This window comes from Actinoplanes sp. NPDC023936 (assembly GCF_040639325.1).
Classification (GTDB): domain Bacteria; phylum Actinomycetota; class Actinomycetes; order Mycobacteriales; family Micromonosporaceae; genus Actinoplanes.
Map to the genome: position 1 here is coordinate 68,549 of NZ_JBEZZR010000040.1, position 19,356 is coordinate 87,904.

Below are 19,356 nucleotides of genomic sequence, written 5' to 3' on the forward strand. Positions count from 1 at the left end.
GGACCGGTGCTGCTAGCGGGGGTCGGGCTCCAGGCTGCGGCCGTTGTCGGCGACCGTGGATGACGTCGCGGCGACCGGGGCTGACGTCGCGGCGGCGCTGGCTGAGCCCAGCTTGGCGAGCAGGCCGGCCAGGTCGACGCCGGTCAGGTCGGTGCCGAGTTGGAGGCCCTGGGCCACGTTGTTCGCCACCGACTTGGTGAGCGAGGAGGCGCCGTCGGTGGAGATGACGGTCATCTTGTCGATCGCGCCCATCGGCGCGGCGGCGGCCTCGACGACCTGCGGCAGGACCTTCACCAGCAGGTCGAGGACGGCGGCTTCCCCGTACGCCGCGAAGGCGTCGGCCTTGCGGGCCATCGCCTCGGCCTCGGCCTGGCCGCGGGCCAGGATGGCCGCGGCCTCCGCGGCGCCTTCCCGCTCGATGGCCTCGGCGATCGCGGTCCGGCGGCGCTGCTCCGCCTCACCCTCCTTGGCGCCCTCGATGGCGTGCGCCTCGGCGAGCGCGGCACGGCGGGCCCGCTCGCCCTCACCGGTCAGGCGGGCCTGCTCGGCGGCGGCCTGCGCGGCCGCGATCGTGGCCTGCCGCTGCGCGTCGGCGCCGATGACGGACGCGTTGCGGGCCGCCTCGGCCTCCTGCTCCACCTTGTACCGTGCGGCGTCGGCGGGCTTACGCACCTCGGTGTCGAGCTGGCGCTGCTTGAGCTCGGCGTTGCGCTCGGCGACCTTCTGCTGCTCGGCGAGGATCGCCTGGTCGCGCTCGGCCTGGGCGAGCGGGCCGGCCGCGTCGGACCTCGCTTTCGCCGCGTCGATCTCGGCCTGGATGCCGGCTTTCTTCAGCGCGAGGTTCCGCTCGGCCTCCGCGATCGCCTCCTCGGCGAGCAGCCGCTCCTGCTCGGCGGCCTGCCGGGCGCGGGCCTCGGCGATCGCCGCGTCCTTGAGCACCCGCGCGGCCTCGGGACGGCCCAGGTCCTGAAGGTACGACCCCTCGGCCAGGATGTCCTGCAGCTGGAACGTGTCGAGCACCAGACCCTGGTTGGTCATCGAGTGCTCGGCTTCCTCGGCGACGGCGCTGGCGAACGCCGCCCGGTCGCGGATGATCTCCTCGACGGTGAGCCGGCCGACGATCGAGCGCAGCGCGCCGGCCAGGACCTCACGGGTGAAGTCCTCGATCTCGTCCTGCTGGTGCAGGAACCGCTGGGCGGCGGCGCGGATCGCGTCCTCGGTGCCGCCGACCTTGACGATCGCGACGCCGTGCAGCTCGGCGCGGATGCCCTGCTTGGAGACGGCGCCCTTGATGCTGACGTCGATCCGGCGGCTGGACAGGTCGAGCGACTGCAGCCGCTGGACGATCGGCATGACGAACACCGAGGCGCCCATCACGACTTTCTGCCCGGACAGGTCGGTGCTGCTGGTGCCGTCGGCGGACTGGGTGACCCGGCCCTTGCGGCCGGTGATGATGAAGGCCTCGTTCGGCCCGGCGACCTTGATCCGGGAGAGCACGAACAGGACCAGCAGAATGACCAGCAGGACCACGCCTGCGATGGAGATGAGAAGGGGTGACATCTACGCCTTTCCGGTGTGCGGGGTCGCTTCGACGACGACGCTGGTGTCGGTGGGTGCTTCCACCACGAAGATCGAGGTCCCGGCCGGCAGGGCCTGCTCGGCGCGGGCGTAGAGCTTGACCGGCTGCCCGCCCAGCCGCACGCGCACCTCGCCGTATCCCCCGGCGGCGGGCACCGCGGTGACCACGACGCCCATCGTGCCGACCAGGTGGGCGCGGGTGGGCGTGGCGTCGGTGGGCATGTCCCGGGCGGCGCGCGAGAAGCGCAGCGCGAGCCAGGCGGCCACGAACGCGGCGACGAGCGCGACGAGCGCCGAGGCGGCGATCAACCCGGGGCTCCGGGCGTCGAGCAGCTCCACGGTGATCGCGCCGGCGAACCCGAGAGCGCCCAGAAAACCGGCGACCGCCTCCAGCGAGACCAGGCCGTCGGCACCGAGGCCGCCGAGATGGGCCATCTCGCCGCCGAGCAGGGCGAACGCCAGGATCGCCAGCCCCACGCCGCCGATCACCAGGAACACCACGGTCGCCGTCGCCACGCAGCCCTCCTCAAGGATTCACGCCGGTCATCGACCGGGAGCCACAGGGTATGGCAGCCGCGCTAACAGCAAGATGACAGGTTCTGTCATATTCGGAAAACCGCTCGCCGAATCCTCTCAAGATCGCCCGATGCCCGGCGATGGTGGCGGCCGTGAAACCAGACGGCCGATGGGCCCGGCTCGGCATGCCGGTCGGTTTCCTCGTGCTGTCCGCGGTCTTCACCGGCGCCTATCTGACCGGTCCGGAGCCGGTGCGCCTCGTGCTCCTGCTGCTCTCCGGTGTCATCGCGGCGATCGCGATCGCGGTGGGCGTACGCGTCAATTCGCTGCCGGACCGGCGCCCCTGGATGCTCACCGTCCTCGCGTTGGCGATGCTCAGCATCGCCAACGCGGCGTGGTATCTGCCCGCCGCGATCGCCGGTGGCGCACGGACCCCGCCGGACTGGATGGCCGTGCCGCCGCAGATGGCCGGCTACGTCTTCTTCCTCGCCGCCAGCCTGATGATCGTGCTCCGGCACACCCCGCGGGACGCGGGCGGCACGATCGACGCCGCGGTCTGGGGCATCGCGATCGCCACACCGGTCTGGGAGTTCCTGTTCCGCCCCCGGCTGCTGGCCGCCGGTCAGGACACCGCGACGCAGCTGTTCGTGCTGACCCAGTTGCTGGTGCTCTTCGGCATCTGCGGCGCCCTGCTGCGGGTCGCCCGGACCAGCGGCCGGGGCCAGATCAGCCTCTGGTACCTGTTCGGCGCGCTGGGCCTGACCCTGCTGGGCACGGCCGCGGTGCACATGCTGCCGAGCGGCTCGGCCTCGCAGGGGTCGGTGCCCGCGCTGCTGTTCGCGCTCGGGTACCTCAGCCTCGGCGCGGCCGGGCTGCACCCGAGCGCGGTCCGCCTGATGAGCCCGCCGGTGTGCGCCACCGGCGGCGCGCCGAAGATGCAGCTCAGCATGTTCGGCGCGGCCATGCTGCTGATCCCGGTGGTGGGCGCGATCGGTCAGCTGACCGGGTCGCCGGCCGACGGCCTGCTGCTCACCATCGCCCCGATGCTGACGGTACCGCTCGTACTGATCCGGATCGGGCGGCTCAACGTGCAGCGCAGCCGCGACCAGCGGGCTCTCGCGCATCAGGCCGCGCACGACGAGCTGACCGGGCTGATCAACCGCAGGCAGCTGTTCGCGCTGATGGAGCGGGCAATCGAGCGGCACGCCGACGGGCGCGGGGGTGATCTCGCGCTGCTCTACTGCGACCTCAACGAGTTCAAGCCGATCAACGACCGGTACGGTCACGAGGCCGGCGACGCGGTGCTGCGTGCCACCGCCCGGCGGATCGCCGGAGCGGTCCGGGAGGATGACGTGGTCGCCCGTATCGGTGGTGACGAGTTCCTCATCTTCTGTCCGGATGCGGACAGCGACACCGCGTACGCGCTCGGTGCGCGGATCGTGCGCGCCCTGGCCGAGCCGATCAGCTGGCGTGGCGAGACGCTCCGCGTCTCGACCGCCCTGGGCACCACCGTCTGGACCCGGCGGGAGACCGTGGCCCCGGACGTTCTGCTGGCGGCCGCCGACACCCAGATGTATGAGAACAAACGCACCCAAACTCACCGATCCGTCTATTGCTCGAATGAGGCATCCTCGCCCACACTGCGGACACGTCGCATGTAGATCGGGGGGCGACTGAATGCCGGATCGACGGAATTTCCTGCGCGCGACGGCCGTGGCCGGCGGCTCGGTGGCGGCGGGGATCGCCGCGGGCGCGGCCACGGCGCCGGCCGCCCGTGCGGCGGGTGACCCGGCGGCCGACCGGCTCGCGCTGCTGTCCTGGCACGCCGCGCTGGCGAACCGGCGGTACCAGCCGGCCGTCGTCGCCGTGATCGGCTCGTCCAGCACCGAAGGCGTGGGCTCGGTCTACGGCCGCGGATTCGTCTCGATGCTCGCCGAGAACCTGCGGTCCGCCTACCCGGTGGCCGGCGCGCCCGGCGGCGCGAACTTCGTGGCGGCGTGGGGGCGCCCGCCGCGGTGGCCGGTGCACGCGACCGGCGGCCGGCCGGCGCCGCCCGAGGACGGCTGGGCGCTGAAGGGTTACGACCTGGACGGCGGCACGCTCACCTACGCGTTCACCGGGACCAGCGTACGGGTGTGGCACGCACCCGGCGCGACGCTGACCGTGACGATCGACGGCCGCCCGATGCCGGCCGCGGGTTCCGGGCAGCTGGACGCCGGCAACCACACCGTGACGGTCAGCGGGCGGGGCCGGGTCACCGGGTTCGTCACGTTCGACGGCGACGAGAGCCGCGGCATCCAGGTCTGGAACGGCGGCCACGGCGGCCGTACCACCGGCAGTTTCGCCTCCCGGATCGACGCGTGGGCGCCGAGCCTCGCCACCATCCGCCCGCACCTGGTGATCCTGCAGCTCGGCGTGAACGACTGGCGTACCCGCGTGCCGGCCGCCACCGTCAAGCGCAACCTGAAGATGATCGTCGAGGCGGCCCGGGCGCACGCCGGCACGGACCCGTCGTTCGTGATCTACGGGTCGCCGCGGGTCGGCCCGGCGCGGGACAGGGGTTTCAGCCGGGTGGCGCAGGCCTGGGCGGAGGTCGCCGCCGAGGACAGCGCGGTCAGCTACTTCGACCTGTCGGCCCGGCAGCCCGCGCCGGCGGCGGACAACCGGCTGGGCCTGTACTGCGACGACCTCATCCACATGACCGACAAGGGCGCGGCACACACGGCCGACGCCCTCACCGGGTTCCTATCGCCCGGGTAGCTCGGGACGGGCGGAGACCACCTCGACGTTGCCGAACCAGGTCGTCACCCGTACCCGGATCTCCGGTGTTCCGGGAAGTCGCGGCACCGCAGCGAGCCTGATGTCGCGGGTGCTGAACACGTTGGCCCCGGTCAGGTCGACCTCGACACCTTCCGGGACGATCACCTTGAGCTGGCCGAACACGCAGCTGCCGGTGATCTCGACGACGTCCTCGCCGGTCGCCAGGTGCCGCAGGTCGAGCTCGGTCTGGCCGAACACGGTGTAGGTGCCGAGCCGGCGGTCCCGCAGCCGCCACCGGCCGCGCCGGCTCGTCTGGCTGAACACCGTGATCACCTTTTCCACGGTGCGCGACGAGCCGACCACCGGCGTGGGTGCGACCCCCTCATAGGCCTTGGCGAGCTGCGCCGGATCCTCGGCCGCCCAGACCGTGCCGACCCGTACGCTGAACTCCTCCAGGGTGAGCCGGCCGTCGCCGCACGCGTGCTGCAACAGCTCGGCCACCCGCTCGCGGTCGCCGTCGGAGATCGGCGCCGGCACAGGATCCGTCACGCCGCCGACCCTATCGCCGGTCCCCTGTGCGCGCCGTCCCGGCCGAGCTGACAAACTTGGGGGATCATGACGCTGACCGATCGCCTCCCGGGCACCTCCGAACCCGATGCCGTCTTCGATGCCTTCCAGGCTTGGGTGGCGGAACAGGGCCTGACGCTCTACGCGCATCAGGAGGAAGCGCTCATCGAGATCGCCACCGGGGCGAACGTCATCCTGAACACGCCCACCGGCTCCGGCAAGAGCCTGGTCGCGACCGGTGCGCACTTCGCCGCGCTGGCCAGCGACCGCACCACCTTCTACACCGCGCCGATCAAGGCGCTGGTGAGCGAGAAGTTCTTTGCCCTCTGCGCGGTCTTCGGCGCGCAGAACGTCGGCATGCTGACCGGTGACGCCAGCGTGAACGCGGACGCGCCGATCGTCTGCTGCACCGCGGAGATCCTGGCGAACCTGGCGCTGCGCGAGGGCGCGGACGCCGACGTCGGCCAGGTCGTGATGGACGAGTTCCACTTCTACGCCGAGCCCGACCGCGGCTGGGCGTGGCAGGTGCCGCTGATCGAGCTGCCGCAGGCGCAGTTCATCCTGATGTCCGCGACGCTCGGTGACACCACCCGCTTCGTCGACGACCTCTCCCAGCGGACCGGCCGGCCGACCGCGGTAGTCGCCAGCGTGGAGCGGCCGGTCCCGCTCATTTTCGAGTACGCGATGACGCCCCTGCACGAGACGATCGAGGAACTGCTCAAGACCAAGCAGGCGCCGGTCTACATCGTGCACTTCACCCAGGCGGCGGCCCTCGAGCGCGCCCAGTCACTGATGAGCATCAACATGTGCACCCGCGAGGAGAAGGACAAGATCGCCGCGGCGATCGGCAACTTCCGCTTCACCGCGGGTTTCGGGCGTACGCTCTCCCGGCTGGTCCGGCACGGCATCGGCGTGCACCACGCGGGCATGCTGCCGAAGTACCGCCGGCTCGTCGAGACGCTCGCCCAGGCCGGCCTGCTGAAGGTCATCTGCGGCACGGACACGCTCGGCGTCGGCATCAACGTGCCGATCCGCACCGTGCTCTTCACCGGCCTGTCGAAATACGACGGCGTGAAGACCCGCCTGCTCAAGGCCCGTGAGTTCCACCAGATCGCGGGCCGGGCCGGGCGCGCCGGGTACGACACCATCGGCACCGTCATCGTGCAGGCCCCCGAGCACGTCATCGACAACGAACGGGCCCTCGCGAAGGCCGGCGACGACCCGAAGAAGCGCCGCAAGGTGGTCCGCAAGAAGCCGCCGGAGGGCACTGTCGGCTACGGCCGGCCCACGTTCGACCGGCTCGTGGAGGCCGACCCGGAGCCGCTGACGTCGTCGTTCCAGGTGTCGCACGCGATGCTGCTGAACGTGATGAACCGCGGTGGCGACCCGTACCAGGCGATGAAGCACCTGCTCACCGAGAACCACGAGGAACGGCCCTCGCAGCGCAAGCTCATCCGCCGCACGGTCGCTATCGCCCGGGCGCTGATCGCGGGCGGCGTCATCGAGCGTACCGAAAGCGGGGTTTACCGGCTTGTCGAAGATCTGCAGCTGGACTTCGCGCTGAACCAGGCGCTGTCGCCGTTCGCCCTGGCCTGCCTGGAGCTGCTCGACAGGGAGTCCCCGGAGTACCCGCTCGACGTCGTCAGCGTCATCGAATCCACCCTCGAGGACCCGCGGCAGGTCGTCTCGGCGCAGCGTCAGAAGGCGCGCGGCGAGGCCGTCAACGCCATGAAGAGCGAGGGCATCGAGTACGAGGAACGGATGCAGCTGCTCGAGGACGTGACCTGGCCGCAGCCGCTGAAGGAGCTGCTCGACGCGGCCTACGAGACGTACCGGCGGGGACACCCCTGGGTCGCCGACTACGAGCTCAAGCCGAAGTCCGTGGTCCGCGACATGTTCGAGCGGGCCATGACGTTCACCGAGTACATCTCGTTCTACGGGCTGTCCCGCTCCGAGGGACTGGTGCTGCGCTACCTCGCGGACGCGTACCGCGCGCTGCGCCAGACCGTCCCCGAGGACGCCCGCACCGAGGAGCTCACCGACCTGATCGAGTGGCTCGGCGAGCTGGTCCGCCAGGTCGACTCCAGCCTCCTCGACGAGTGGGCCCGGCTGCAGAACCCGGGAGCGGACCCGGAAGAGGTACGCCTCGACGACAAGCCGCCCGCCGTCACCCGCAACGCCCGCGCGTTCCGGGTCCTGGTCCGCAACGCCATGTTCCGCCGCGTGGAGCTGGCCGCCCTGCGCCGCTGGGACCTGCTCGGCGAGATGGACGCCGAGTCCGGCTGGCCGGCCGAGCGCTGGCAGAAGGCGATCGGGGAGTACTTCGAGGAGTACGACGAGCTGGGCACCGGGCCGGCGGCGCGCGGGCCGGCGTTCCTGCACATCGAGCAGGGCCCGGAGGTGTGGACGGTCCGCCAGGTCTTCGAGGACCCGGAGGGCGACCACGACTGGGGCATCGACGCCACGGTGGACCTGGCAGCGTCCGACGAGGCCGGCATCGCGGCGATCAGGGTGACGGCGGTCGGCCCGCACTGACCCCGCTGGGCCGCCGGCCTCGCCGGCGGCCGGTTGTCACTGTGCGTTCGAGGATCACGCTTCCGCTTCGGTCGCCCAGCTCCGGCCGAGCATGACGACCACTCCCGCGGGGTCGGATATCACGAATCTATACAAGTCGTCTTCGACCAGGTCCAATTTGAAATCGTTGTTTCCGATGACTACCGCTTCCCAGAAATCCATATCCTCATCGGACTCCCGGGGCAACCTTTCCGCCACATGAGTTTCCACAAAATCCTTCAAGGCGACTCCATGGTTCACCGTCGAGCGGTAGGAAGCTTTCAGTTCGTGATATGTCTCGGATGGATTCAGGAGATCATGCCAGGCCGGCTCCCGCAGCCCAACCGCAAGATCTAGATGAGGAATATCTACGATACGAGAATCGCCGACGGTTCTGAGACGTCCCGATTGCACCACAGGCAAGTAATCCAGGGCGGTCTCAAGGAGAAAGCGCTCGACAATATAGGCGGCGACTATTTCTGGGATATCAGCCCGCGCTGGGCGTCGACGCGGAGTACTATTTTCTGGAATGGAGAACGGCGAATCGCTCGAGCCGGGCGGGAGAGCGACGTCGACCACCAGATGCAGGAGAGGCACCGCTGTCGCCGATACGAGCATCTGCCCGTGAGGTAACTCCCATCCACGCTTCTCGGCTGCGCGCAACTGCTTCCAAGCGTGTTCGCGCGTGCCAGGTTGAACGCGAGGCGCAAGTATGCTGGCCTTGGCTTCGAGAAGCCACGGGACGCGTGGCGGCCCGGAGGTCCAGCCGTACAGATCCGCGCTTTTCTGATTGCCTTTGCCCCTGATTTTGACGTCATTCTTGAATTTGACGTCGACGTGGTGCGTACCGAAATGACCCAGATGATAACCCCACAGCCAGTGAGCAAGCGTCATCCCGAGCCGGTAGCTGGCAGCACGACGCTCCGAAGGGTCCGCCGAACAAGTCGTCCAGGCACTGGGCTTCAACGCGGGTATTCCGTCGTCATCAAGACCCTTGCCGAGGGTGCTGCACAGCGAGTGCAACCTGATCATTAGTTCGGAAAAAGCGGATGGGCCGTCGAAGGCGTGCGGAAGCTCGAGGGGCTTTCCCGCTGTCACCGCCGCGTGGATTATCTCGCGCCAACTGGTGTCAGCCCGGGGAACACTTTCCTGCGGCTTCGCCGAAGTGAGCAACTCCCGGGAAGGCCAGCTTGCCATGGATGGCGGGAGACCCTGATTCACCGCGACAGGGATGCTCAACTTATCGCTTTCCGAGAGAGGCACCCCCATAGCCTAATAGCGCAGTTGAGCCCCGCAGGCCTCATTGCGATGGGGACGTACGGTGGGCCGCATGGGACAGCCCTCCGATCGGAACGCTCTCCTGCTGCTCGCGGGGCAGCTGCGGCAGGCCGCCGCGGCTGACGGCCGCGCCGACGTGGTCGCCAAGGTGGACGAGGTGATCCTGCTGATCGCCGACGAGGAAGACGGCACCCAGCGCGAGAAAGCGGACAAGAGCAACACCGTGCTCCGGATCCTGGACGGATTGGGCTTCTGACACGGGCACACCGAAGCTCGGCGTCGCCCTGATCGGCTTCGCCACCTTCGCGGTCTTCGCCATCGCTGTCGGCCACCCGGTGTGCCGGCATCCGGGGTAAAGCTGGCGCTTTCCGGAAAGCGGCGGACGTGGGAGGCCCCACAGAATGCCGCACACCCCGTAACGCTCCCCGTAGACAGTCACCCATCGTGACGCGAGATGGGCTCGGCGAGGCCGCCCGGACGCAGACGCGGCGCTTCGCGGGCCTGCGGAGCTCGCATCCATGATCAACTTAAGCTGAGTGGCATTGCTCCTCAGCGAGCCAGGACGCCTCCGGGAGCTACCGCCCCGGCCGGTGCGCTCTACCCGCAGTCGGCCCTGGCTGCGCACCTTGCACGATGCGCAGGTGAGAAACCTCGCCAAGATCGGCCTTAGCTGTTTATGATCTTGCACCTTCGCAAGTTCAGCTAAGGATTCGCATGCGTACGTTCTCGGTGCCCGAACGGCTGGGCGGCTTCGGCGCGCTCGTCGCCCTCGCGGCAACGGCGTGGCCGGCCGTGACCGCCGGAACCTGGTCGTTGCCCTGTCCGCTCCGGACGCTGACCGGCATCCCGTGCCCGGCCTGCGGGCTGACCACCGCGGCCATCGCCATCGTGCGGGGCGACCTCGCCGGCGCGTTCCACGCGAATCCACTGATCTTCGGGCTGGCCGCGGTCACCGCGGCCACCGGCCCTCTCGTCGTGCTCCGCGCGGCGGGCGCACTGAAACCCCCGCGTCCCTGGTCGTCCCCACGCCGACGACAGGCGGGATGGATCGCAGGACTTCTCGCAACCGCGAGCTGGCTCTTCCAACTGCACCGGCTGCACACCGGTCCGCAACTCTAGAGGAAATCGACAATGACGTATCCCCCCAGCCACAGCCCGTATCCCACTCCCGGCGCCTACGCGCCCGCCGTGCCGTCATACGCCAGCTGGATCCAGCGCGTCGGCGCCTACCTGGTCGACGCCCTCTGCGTCCTGCCGTTCAGCCTGCTCGCGGCAGTGCTCGGTCAGGACACCGACCTGGCGACCGGCCTGGTCACCTACAACGCCATGTTCTACGTGTTCACGCTGATCGGGGTGGTCGTGTTCGGCTACAACCGGTGGTTCCAGGCGGGTAAGACCGGGCAGAGCTGGGGCCGCAAGGCGCTCGGCCTGAAGCTGGTCGGAACCGGTACCGGCCAGCCGATCGGCGCGGGCAAGGCGTTCCTGCGTGACCTCGCGCATGTCATCGACGGCATCATCTGCTACATCGGTTACCTGTTCCCGCTCTGGGACGCCAAGCGGCAGACCCTGGCCGACAAGATCGTCAACACCGTCGTCACCCGATAACCACGCGGTCAACGCGGGTGTTCCATCACCGCCGGGGCGGTCAGCAGTCCCTGCGGTGATGGCCGTCGCGCCACTCCTCAGCCGTGAGCTCGTACTCGACCTCGCCCTCCTCGGCCCCCGGCAGCGGGTCGTCCCAGATCGGGTGGAACGTGCGCACATAGCGCATCCCCACGGCCTGCATGACCGCGCGCGACCCCAGGTTGACCGCCATCGTCTGCGCGAAGACGCGTTTCAGGCCCACTGTCTCGAACCCGTGCCGCAGCAGCTCGCGCGACGCCTCGGTGGCGATGCCCTGTCCCCAGTGCTCGCGGCGCAACCGATACCCCAGCTCCGCGACCCCCGGCTCGTCCGCCGGCGGCAGCATCATCAGCCCCGCGAAATCCCGGTCGGCATACAGGATCCAGTACCCCAGCCCGTCCCCTGTCGCGCCGAGCTCCATCCGGCGGCAGTGCGACTGGAAGACCTCCTGCGGCGTGCGCGCCCGCCCGTACAGGTAGCGCAGCACCTCCGGGTCGGCGTCGAGCAGCGTCTCCAGGTTGAGGTCGTCGTCCCCGAGCGGCCTCATCATCAGGCGCGCTGTCGTCAGAACTGGCACCCGCCCCACCCTGCCACAGCCGTTCACCTCCACTTGACCACTGTGGCACGGTGATTCCGCGCGTCGTTACCCGCCACGTTGCACGGTGACCTCGTGAGATCTTCATTGGCCGCTCTCCTGGCCGGCGCGCTGATCATCGCCGCCCCGGCACCCGCTTCCGCGACACACGCCGCGACGAACAAGACACCGACGGACAAGGCCCCGGCGAACAAGGCCCCGGCGAACAAGGCCCCGGCGAACAAGGCCCCGGCGAACTGCTCACCGGACGCGAGCCTGCTCGGTTTCTCCGACGCGCTCGACAAGACCACGTTCGGCGGCACCCCGGTCGCCGGCCTCTCCGCGCTGGCCCTGACCGGCCGCGGCCGGGGCCTCGCGCTGGTCGACAACATCGGCGCCACCCCGGCCCGCGTCTACACCGTGACGGGTCTCGGCACGACGCCGAAGATCACCGGGATGACGACGCTCGGCTCGTACACCGGCGCCGACTTCGACGGCGAGGGCCTGGTCGCCGAGAAGGGCGGCCGGACGATCCTGGCCAGCTCGGAGAAGGAGCCGTCGATCCGCCGGTTCCGCCTCTCCGACGGCAAGGAGCTCGCCTCGCTGCCGGTCCCGGCCCGCTTCCGGGTCACCCCGGCCGGCGAGGCCGCTGTCAACCAGACGTTCGAGGCGCTCACCGTCACGCCGGACGGACGCCGGCTCTACGCCGGCATGGAGGGGTCACTCTCGGCGGACGGCGCCGGCTTCAACCGCATCATCGGGTACGGGGGAAAGCCCGGTTCCGCCTACACCCCGCAGAAGCAGCTCGCCTACCGCACCGATGCGAACCTCGGCCTGGTCGAGCTGGTCGCGCTCGGTGACGAGCAGTTCCTCTCGGTCGAGCGCGGCTTCACCGCCGGCGTCGGCAACACGGTCCGCGTCTACCGGGTGTCGGCGACCGGCGCCCCGGACGTCACCGGCGTGGCGAGCCTGTCGACGCTGACCGACCCGCGCGCCTGGCTCGGCAAGGAGCTGCTCTTCGACGTGGCCGACTGCCCGCCGGCCGGCGCCACCGCGAAGCAGCCACAGCCGAACCCGCTGCTGGACAACATCGAGGGCGCCGCGCTCGGCGGATCGCTGCCCGGTGGCCGGCGGGTGCTGCACCTGATCTCGGACGACAACGGCAGCGCCACCCAGATCACCCGGGTGTACAACTTCGCGGTGACGCTGCGCGGCGAGGCCACCCTGGACAAGCGGGCGATCATCGGCGCGACCGCGTACCAGCCGGGCCCGATCTCCGGCACGCAGCTGTCGACGGCGCCGGTCTTCGGTATCACCGCGCCGTTCCCGGGACAGCCGATCCCCGGTTTCTCCGCGGTGATCCCGGGGTCCTCGACGGGCCGTTACCTGGCGATGCCGGACAACGGTTTCGGCGCGAAGAACAACTCGGCGGACTTCCTGCTGCGCGCCTACGACATCAAACCCGATTACGGTACGGGCCGGGTCGCCGTCAAGGGACACATCAGTTTCCGGGACCCGGACCGCAAGGTGCCGTTCCCGATCGTCAACGAGAACACCGCCGACCGGCTGCTCACCGGCGCCGACTTCGACATCGAGTCGCTCGCCCGGGACAGCCGGGGCAACCTGTGGATCGGTGACGAGTTCGGACCGTACCTGATCAAGGTGGATCGGACCGGCAAGGTCCTGCAGGCGCCGATCCCGCTGCCCGACGGCGGGAAGTCGCCGCAGTCGCCGGACCTCGCCGCCGGGGAGACCCCGACCGTGCCCGGCAGCCGCGGCTTCGAGGCGATGGCCGTCAGCAAGGACGGCAAGACGCTGTACCCGATCCTGGAGGGCGCCCGCACCGACGACCCCGACCAGCGCCGCCGGATCGTCTACGAGTTCTCGGTGACCGCGAACAGGTACACCGGGCGGACCTGGTCGCTGCGGGTCGACGACCCCTCGCTGGTGGTCGGCGACGCGGCGGTGCTCGACGGGCGGCGTCTGCTGTTCATCGAGCGGGACAACGCGATGGGCGTACAGTCGCGGGTCAAGCGCTTGGTGGTCACCGACCTGGACCGAGCCGGCGCCGACGGCGTCCTGCCCCGGCGGACCGCCGTCGACCTGATGCGCATCGCCGACCCCAAGGGCGTGTCGACCCCGGCGCGGCCCGGGGAGTACGGCGTCGGCGCGCTGTTCTCGTTCCCGCTGCAGTCGGTCGAGTCGGTGCTGCCGCTCGGCGGTGACCGGGTGCTGGTCGCGAACGACAACAACTTCCCCGGCAACGACGGCCGCATCCCCGGCCGGGCCGACGACACCGAGCTGATCGAGATCACCGTGCCCGGCCTGCGGCGCTAGTCGATCTCGATTGGGTGATCTTCCGGGAAAAGGCTCCGGTCACGCGTTGATCCACTCATGAGACGGAAGATCGGCGCCGTGCTGGCGGCCAGCGTGCTCGCCCTGCTCCCCGCGCCCGCTCTGTTCCCCGCGCCCGCGGTGGCCGCTCCGGTCCCGCCGGGCGCGGGGATCACCGTCAGTCACCCGGCGGACGGGCAGACCGTCTCCACCGGACCGCTCACCGTGACCGGTTCGGTGCGGACCGGTCCCGCTGGGGTTCGCTCGGTGACGGTGGAACGGGACGGCCGGCCACCGTTTCCGGCGACCGTCACCAGCGGCGGTGACTTCACGGCGGAGGTCGGCACGATCGGGGCCGGGGTGCACCGGATCGTGGTGCGCGCGGTCTTCGGCGACGGCCGGACCGCTGAGCGTCAGCAGTGGTTCACCGGTCGGGCGGGGAGCCGCTATGTGGCGCTCGGTGACTCCTGGTCGGCCGGGGCCGGCGTCGGACCGTACCGTGATCGGGGTTGCCCGCGCTCGGCGACGGGCTGGCCGGCGCGGGTGAGGGCACCCGGCGGCGGCTCGGTGACGGTCGAGGCGTGCGCCGGCTGGACCGGGACGCCGCAGCGGCTGCGCGCGCTGGGCACCGACGCCGACCTGGTGACCGTCACGTTCGGCGGCGACGACATCGGGCTTGCCGAGCTGGCCGGGCTCTGCGCCACCCGGACCGCGTGCGGCACGGCAGACTTTCCCGGCCGCCGGATGTCCCTCGACGACTGGGCCCGAATCCGGACCGCACTGCTGCGGGACACGCTCGACGATCTCTACCGGCGGATCCGGGCCCGGGTCCGGCCGGACACCACGATCGTGGCCGTCACCTATCCGCACCTGCCCGCGTGCGCGGCCCGCCCCGGGATCACGCCGGGTGAGCGGCGCTGGCTGACCGACCGGACCGACGACCTGGACGAGGTGATCATCGATCGGGCGGCGAAGCACGGTCTCCTGGTCGCCGACGTGCGCGACGCGTTCCGGCGCGGCGGCGCCTGCGATCACCGCGGGCCCGGCTCGTTCCACCCGAACGAGAACGGCATGATCCGGTACGCCGAGGCGGTCTCCGCGGCGATCCGGCAGGGCAAACCCGCGAAGGCCGGATCGTGGTCGCCGCGGCGCTATCCGGACGCGACGGTGACCGCTGTCCGAACCACCCGGCTCGTCCCGGTGGAGATGGCCGCGGGCCGGCCGGCCTGCGACAGGCCCGGCGGTGTCCGGTTCCTGGCCGGCGGTTTCACGGCGCGGTCCACGGTGATCGCCCGGTGGTCCGGCGCCCGGATGGCCGCGGATGATCAGAAGCGGGTGACCGCGGGCGACCTGAAACGGGTGACCGCGGATGATCAGGGCTGGGTGAGTGGCTGGGCGACACTGCCGGCCGGCCTGCGCGGCGACGCGGTCGCGGGCCTGGAGGTACGCGGCCCGAATCCGCAGCACGGGACGACGCTCGGGGCCGGCACGCTGCGGGTGGCCGGCACGGCGACGTGCGCCGACCGGGAACGATCAGCCGCCGCGCCCCGCTCCGGACTCAGCCGCCCCGCAAGCGCCGCGCCGCGCCCCGGACTCGGCCACTCGGCCAGCGCCGTGCCCCACCCCGGGCTCAGCCGCCCCGCGAGCGCCCTGCCCCGCACCGGCATGCCCGGCTGGACGCTGCCGGCCACAGCCGCCGGAATCGCCCTGATCCTGCTCGGTCTGGCCCTCGTCCGAATGACCCACAGTGATTGATCACGGACGATAGGGTGTCCATCATGGAGTTCCTGAAGCCGATGGTGCTACCCGTCCAGATCCGTGCCGCCGAGCGGCACGGAGCCGTCGACCTCTACGTCCCGCCCGCCGCCGAGCCGCTGCCGGCGATCCTGTTCGTGCACGGCGGCCCGCTCCCGCCCGGCATGGAGCCGCTTCCCCGCGAGTGGCCGCTGTTCCAGGCGTACGCGTCCCTGGCCGCCGGCCACCAGCTCGTCGGCGCCGTGGTCGACCACCGCCTGCAGGGCCCGGACTCCTACCCGACGGCCTTCGACGACGTGGCCGGAGCCCTCGACACGCTGCGCGGCGACCCGCGGGTGGACGCCTCCCGGGTCGCGATCTGGTACTTCTCCGGCGGCGCCCGCCTGTCCGCCGACTACCTGCGCTCGGTCCCGTCCTGGCTGCGGGCGGTCGCCTTCACGTACCCGATGGTCACGCCGTTCCCGGGCTGGCCCGACGACCCGCGCTTCCGCCTGTCCGAGGCCGTGGCGTCAGCGGGTGACCTGCCGATCGTGCTGACCCGCGTCGGCGAGGAGAACCCGATGATCGCCGACGGCGTGACCGCGTTCGTGGCCGCCGCCGAGAAGGCCAACCTCACCATCGTCGACGTCCCGCACGGCCGCCACGGCTTCGACAACCAGGACGACAGCGACGAGTCCCGCGAGGCCATCACCACAGCGTTCGACCTGGTCCGGGCGACCCTGGCCTGACCTCAGCGGGGAAACAGCGTCAGCCCCGGATTCCCGGCCACGGCGGCCAGCTCCTGCTGGGTCATCGCGCCCTTGCTGACCAGCACGAGCAGCATGGTGCCGTCCTTGCGGTACGCGTCGGCCTGCATCCCGGAGTCGTGCTCCACCGTGGTCACCATCGTCTTGTCGTCGGTCAGCGTGTAGGTGCAGGACCAGTCCGCCTTCTCCGGGCACTGCGACCCGGCACGTTCCGGATACTCGTGGGCGGCGATGATCCGTACCTGAAGCGTTCCCCCGCCGGGCAGAGCGGTGATCGTCTCGTACTGAAGGCGCTTGGTGTTCCAGGCGAACGACGGGACCTGCTGCCCGAGGGCCCCGGACAGCACCCCGGTGAGGCGCTGCGCCGCGGCGCCGCACGCCTCGGTCGGCCGCGGCGCCGGATGCGACTGCTGCGGGCCGGGCTCCGGCGTGGCCTCGAGGTCCACGGTGGGGCACGGCGGTCCCGGCGTGAGCGCAGCGGGCGCTGGCAGGGCGACCCAGCGGCGGCATCGGCGCCCGATGCGTGCGCCATCAAGATCTTCCATCGAGATCCTTGGATGACTCGGCGTGTCTTCGTTCGATAGGGTGACGGCCGGTTGATGCCGCATCGCTACGGGGAGGGCCGCGATGGGTTCGATCGCGCAGTTTCTTGGGCGTGCGGTGGATTTGCATCGGCAGGCTGCATCGTTGCTGCTGGACGCGGAGGCGGCGGTCCGAGGGCTGGAGGATGACCAGTTCGCGGGCGCGGCGGCCGATGGTGAGCTGCGGCGGCTGGTAGCTCAGTTGCAGGCCGTGGTTCAGGCCGGGCTGCCCGGCTGGCTGGGTCTGCCGCTCGACGGCTCGATCGTCAGCCGGCCGCTCGGCCAGGACGCGTGGTCGGGTGGTCCGCTGTTTCTGCGGGTAGGCGACGCGGAGCCGATCCGGGGCAGTGTGTTCTGGGCGGCGGCACCGTTCGTCGGCGCCGGCCATCTGGCGATCGACTCTGATGCCCGAGACCGGTCCGTGGCGGCGTGGCTGCGAGGTGTCCTGGTGCGCACGATTGCGGCGTTGCCGGAGGGCAGCGTGCGGGTGTTGCCGGTGGACGGGGCGATGCTCGGTTCAGCGTTCACTGCGTTCCGGCCGCTCATCGACGCCGAGGCGTGGGCGGTCCCGGCGACGAACCTTGCCGGACTACGCGCGGCTCTTGACGAGGCGGAGCAGCAGATCACCGCGGTACAGGCCGGTGAGCTGCAGGCACCGCCCGTGCTGCTGATCGCCGTCGCCGCCCTGCCGTCGGGGCACGGGCGTGCCGAGTGGGCGCGGCTGGCAGCCATCGCCCATGCCGGCCCGGCCTCGCGGGTGCACCTGCTGCTGGCGGGCTGGCCGCCCGCGCTGATGCACGGCGACGGGCCACCACGGCTGGACCACACGACGACGCTGAGTGCGGCCGGGGACGGCTGGTGGACGATGTCGGAGCCGCCAGGCCCGTACCGGTTGTCGGTCGACGGCAGCGGTCTCGCCGCACCTGTCCGGCTGGATCCGGGCGCCAGTGAGGACGTGGCGGCCGAGGTCAGCCGCCGGATGGCGGCGACCGCGGCGGTGGCCCGGCGCACCGACTTCGCCTCACTGATGCCGGACCGGATCTGGCAGGAGTCCTCCACGACAGGATTGCGGGCGGTAGTCGGCAGGGACGGGCGGATCCCCTACGAGTTGGTACTGGACGATGCGACACCGCACCTGCTGCTCGCCGGGCGATCCGGCGCGGGCAAGACGAACCTGCTGCTGATCCTGCTGTACGCCCTCGCGTCCCGGTACTCGCCGGACGAGCTGGGTCTGTACCTGCTCGACTTCAAGGAGGGCGTGTCGTTCGTCGAGTTCACGCCCACCCTGAAGGACCCGTCGTGGATCCCGCACGCCCGGACGGTAGGCATCGAGTCCGACCGCGAGTATGGGCTTGCCGTCCTGCAAGCTCTTGCTCGGGAGATGAACCGCCGCGCCGCCGCGCTCAAGGGCGCCGGGGTGACCAAGCTGGCCGACCTGCGCACCAACTCGGACGTGGCACTGCCGCGCCTGGTGGTCGTGATCGACGAGTTCCAGGTGCTGTTCGGCGCCAACGACACCCTCGCCCGCGACGCCGTCGCGGCACTGGAGGACCTTGCCCGCAAGGGCCGCTCCTACGGCATCCACCTGATCCTCGCCTCGCAGACCCTGGCCGGGATCGAGGCGCTGTACACGAAGAAGGACTCGATCTTCGGGCAGTTCCCGCTGCGGATCGCGCTACCCGGCGGCTCCGGCATCCTCGAGCCCGGCAACACCGCCGCCGACGGCCTCCCTGTCGGTTCCGCCGTGGTCAACAACGCTGGTGGCGTGGAGCAGGTCAACCGGGTCGTCCGGTTCCCGGAAGCCGACTCGGCGTCGCTGGCCGCGCAGCGCCACATTCTGTGGCGGGCCCGGTCGCCGGTCAACGAGCCGCCCGCGGTGTTCGCCGGTTACGCCGAGCACCACATCGACGACGATCCGCTCTACCGCGCGCTCACCCCGCAAGTTCGCCGTCGGCAAGCACTTGTCGGCCGCGCCATCGACGTCGGCCTGCCCACCGTCGGCTTCGCCATGGACGCCGTCCCCGGCCGGCACCTCGCCGTCCTCGGCACCTCCACCATCGGCGCCGACATCCTGCACGCCGCCGCGGCCAGTCTCGCCGCGCAGCACGAGCCCGGCACCGCCCGCTTCGTGATCGCCAGCTTCGCCGCCGTCGCCGACCAAGTTGTCGACGACCTCGTCACCGCCTTGACCGCCGCCGGGCACGACTGCACCGAAGCCGACGGCGGCACCGTCCGCGCCATCCTCGCCGACCTCGCCACCTCCGCGCCCGGCAAGCCGACGTATCTAGTGGCGTTCGCCGCCGACGTCATCGTGCCCCTGCTGAGCGAACGCGGCCCGGAACGCCGTACCGGCCTCGACGACCTGCGCACCGTCCTCCGCCAAGGGCCCGGCAACGGCGTCCACGTGCTGAGCTGGTGGCGCGTCGCCCGCCGCTTCTCCGACGCCATCGGCGGCTCCGCCGGCCGCGAGGACGTCGCCTGCCTCGTCGCG

General features: G+C 70.9%; 16 protein-coding genes. 10 read left to right on the top strand and 6 right to left on the bottom strand.

The window, feature by feature from the left end:
- Positions 1-12: 12 nt before the first annotated feature.
- Entirely contained in the window at positions 13-1,560 is a 1,548-nt protein-coding gene (locus AB0F72_RS34945) for an SPFH domain-containing protein (RefSeq protein ID WP_360440815.1), read from the bottom strand.
- Entirely contained in the window at positions 1,561-2,094 is a 534-nt protein-coding gene (locus tag AB0F72_RS34950; RefSeq protein ID WP_360440818.1) for an NfeD family protein, read from the bottom strand.
- Positions 2,095-2,246: 152 nt separating this feature from the next.
- Here AB0F72_RS34950 and AB0F72_RS34955 point away from each other — a divergent pair, with 152 nt between their 5' ends.
- Both AB0F72_RS34955 and AB0F72_RS34960 read left to right on the top strand, forming a co-directional pair.
- Positions 2,247-3,755, top strand: coding sequence for a GGDEF domain-containing protein (locus tag AB0F72_RS34955; RefSeq protein WP_360440821.1), 1,509 nt, complete (start codon positions 2,247-2,249; stop codon positions 3,753-3,755).
- A gap of 16 nt (positions 3,756-3,771) precedes the next feature.
- Positions 3,772-4,854 (top strand): GDSL-type esterase/lipase family protein, encoded by a 1,083-nt coding sequence (locus AB0F72_RS34960; protein WP_360440823.1) that lies wholly within the window; start codon positions 3,772-3,774, stop codon positions 4,852-4,854.
- Here the strand turns inward: AB0F72_RS34960 and AB0F72_RS34965 are convergent.
- A complete protein-coding gene (locus AB0F72_RS34965; protein WP_360440825.1) occupies positions 4,840-5,403 on the bottom strand; it encodes a DUF1707 domain-containing protein in 564 nt (187 codons plus the stop codon). The genes AB0F72_RS34960 and AB0F72_RS34965 overlap by 15 nt on opposite strands.
- Positions 5,404-5,469: 66 nt before the next feature.
- Here AB0F72_RS34965 and AB0F72_RS34970 point away from each other — a divergent pair, with 66 nt between their 5' ends.
- A complete protein-coding gene (locus tag AB0F72_RS34970) occupies positions 5,470-7,956 on the top strand; it encodes a DUF3516 domain-containing protein (RefSeq protein ID WP_360440828.1) in 2,487 nt (828 codons plus the stop codon).
- A 54-nt stretch (positions 7,957-8,010) separates the two neighbouring features.
- Here AB0F72_RS34970 and AB0F72_RS34975 read toward each other — a convergent pair whose 3' ends face one another.
- Positions 8,011-9,237 (bottom strand): hypothetical protein, encoded by a 1,227-nt coding sequence (locus AB0F72_RS34975; protein WP_360440831.1) that lies wholly within the window; start codon positions 9,235-9,237, stop codon positions 8,011-8,013.
- Positions 9,238-9,304: 67 nt separating this feature from the next.
- Between AB0F72_RS34975 and AB0F72_RS34980 the strand changes: the two genes are divergently transcribed.
- The 3 genes from AB0F72_RS34980 (at position 9,305) to AB0F72_RS34990 (ending at position 10,857) form a co-directional block, all read left to right on the top strand.
- Positions 9,305-9,508, top strand: a complete 204-nt coding sequence (locus AB0F72_RS34980; RefSeq protein ID WP_360440834.1) for a hypothetical protein — start codon at positions 9,305-9,307, stop codon at positions 9,506-9,508.
- Positions 9,509-9,966: 458 nt separating this feature from the next.
- A complete protein-coding gene (locus tag AB0F72_RS34985) occupies positions 9,967-10,371 on the top strand; it encodes a DUF2752 domain-containing protein (protein WP_360440837.1) in 405 nt (134 codons plus the stop codon).
- 12 nt (positions 10,372-10,383) lie between these two features.
- On the top strand, positions 10,384-10,857 hold the full coding sequence (locus AB0F72_RS34990) for an RDD family protein (protein WP_360440840.1): 474 nt from the start codon (positions 10,384-10,386) through the stop codon (positions 10,855-10,857).
- Positions 10,858-10,897: 40 nt separating this feature from the next.
- Here the strand turns inward: AB0F72_RS34990 and AB0F72_RS34995 are convergent, their stop codons facing one another.
- The gene (locus tag AB0F72_RS34995; RefSeq protein ID WP_360440861.1) at positions 10,898-11,425 is read right to left on the bottom strand and encodes a GNAT family N-acetyltransferase; all 528 of its coding nucleotides are present in this window, start codon (positions 11,423-11,425) and stop codon (positions 10,898-10,900) included.
- Positions 11,426-11,545: 120 nt separating this feature from the next.
- On the opposite strand from AB0F72_RS34995, the gene AB0F72_RS35000 reads away from it, so the two are divergent.
- Genes AB0F72_RS35000 through AB0F72_RS35010 form a run of 3 tightly spaced genes read left to right on the top strand, consistent with a single transcriptional unit; the run spans position 11,546 to position 16,266 of the window.
- Positions 11,546-13,786 carry an esterase-like activity of phytase family protein gene (locus AB0F72_RS35000; RefSeq protein WP_360440843.1) on the top strand — a complete coding sequence of 747 codons (2,241 nt, stop codon included), beginning with the start codon at positions 11,546-11,548 and terminating at the stop codon, positions 13,784-13,786.
- A 57-nt stretch (positions 13,787-13,843) separates the two neighbouring features.
- A complete protein-coding gene (locus AB0F72_RS35005) occupies positions 13,844-15,538 on the top strand; it encodes a GDSL-type esterase/lipase family protein (RefSeq protein ID WP_360440846.1) in 1,695 nt (564 codons plus the stop codon).
- Positions 15,539-15,561: 23 nt separating this feature from the next.
- Entirely contained in the window at positions 15,562-16,266 is a 705-nt protein-coding gene (locus tag AB0F72_RS35010; RefSeq protein WP_360440849.1) for an alpha/beta hydrolase, read from the top strand.
- A 2-nt stretch (positions 16,267-16,268) separates the two neighbouring features.
- Here the strand turns inward: AB0F72_RS35010 and AB0F72_RS35015 are convergent, their stop codons facing one another.
- Positions 16,269-16,829 carry a hypothetical protein gene (locus tag AB0F72_RS35015; protein ID WP_360440852.1) on the bottom strand — a complete coding sequence of 187 codons (561 nt, stop codon included), beginning with the start codon at positions 16,827-16,829 and terminating at the stop codon, positions 16,269-16,271.
- Between the two features lie 142 nt (positions 16,830-16,971).
- Between AB0F72_RS35015 and AB0F72_RS35020 the strand changes: the two genes are divergently transcribed.
- The coding region (locus AB0F72_RS35020) for an FtsK/SpoIIIE domain-containing protein (RefSeq protein ID WP_360440855.1) at positions 16,972-19,356 on the top strand (2,385 nt) is incomplete at its 3' end.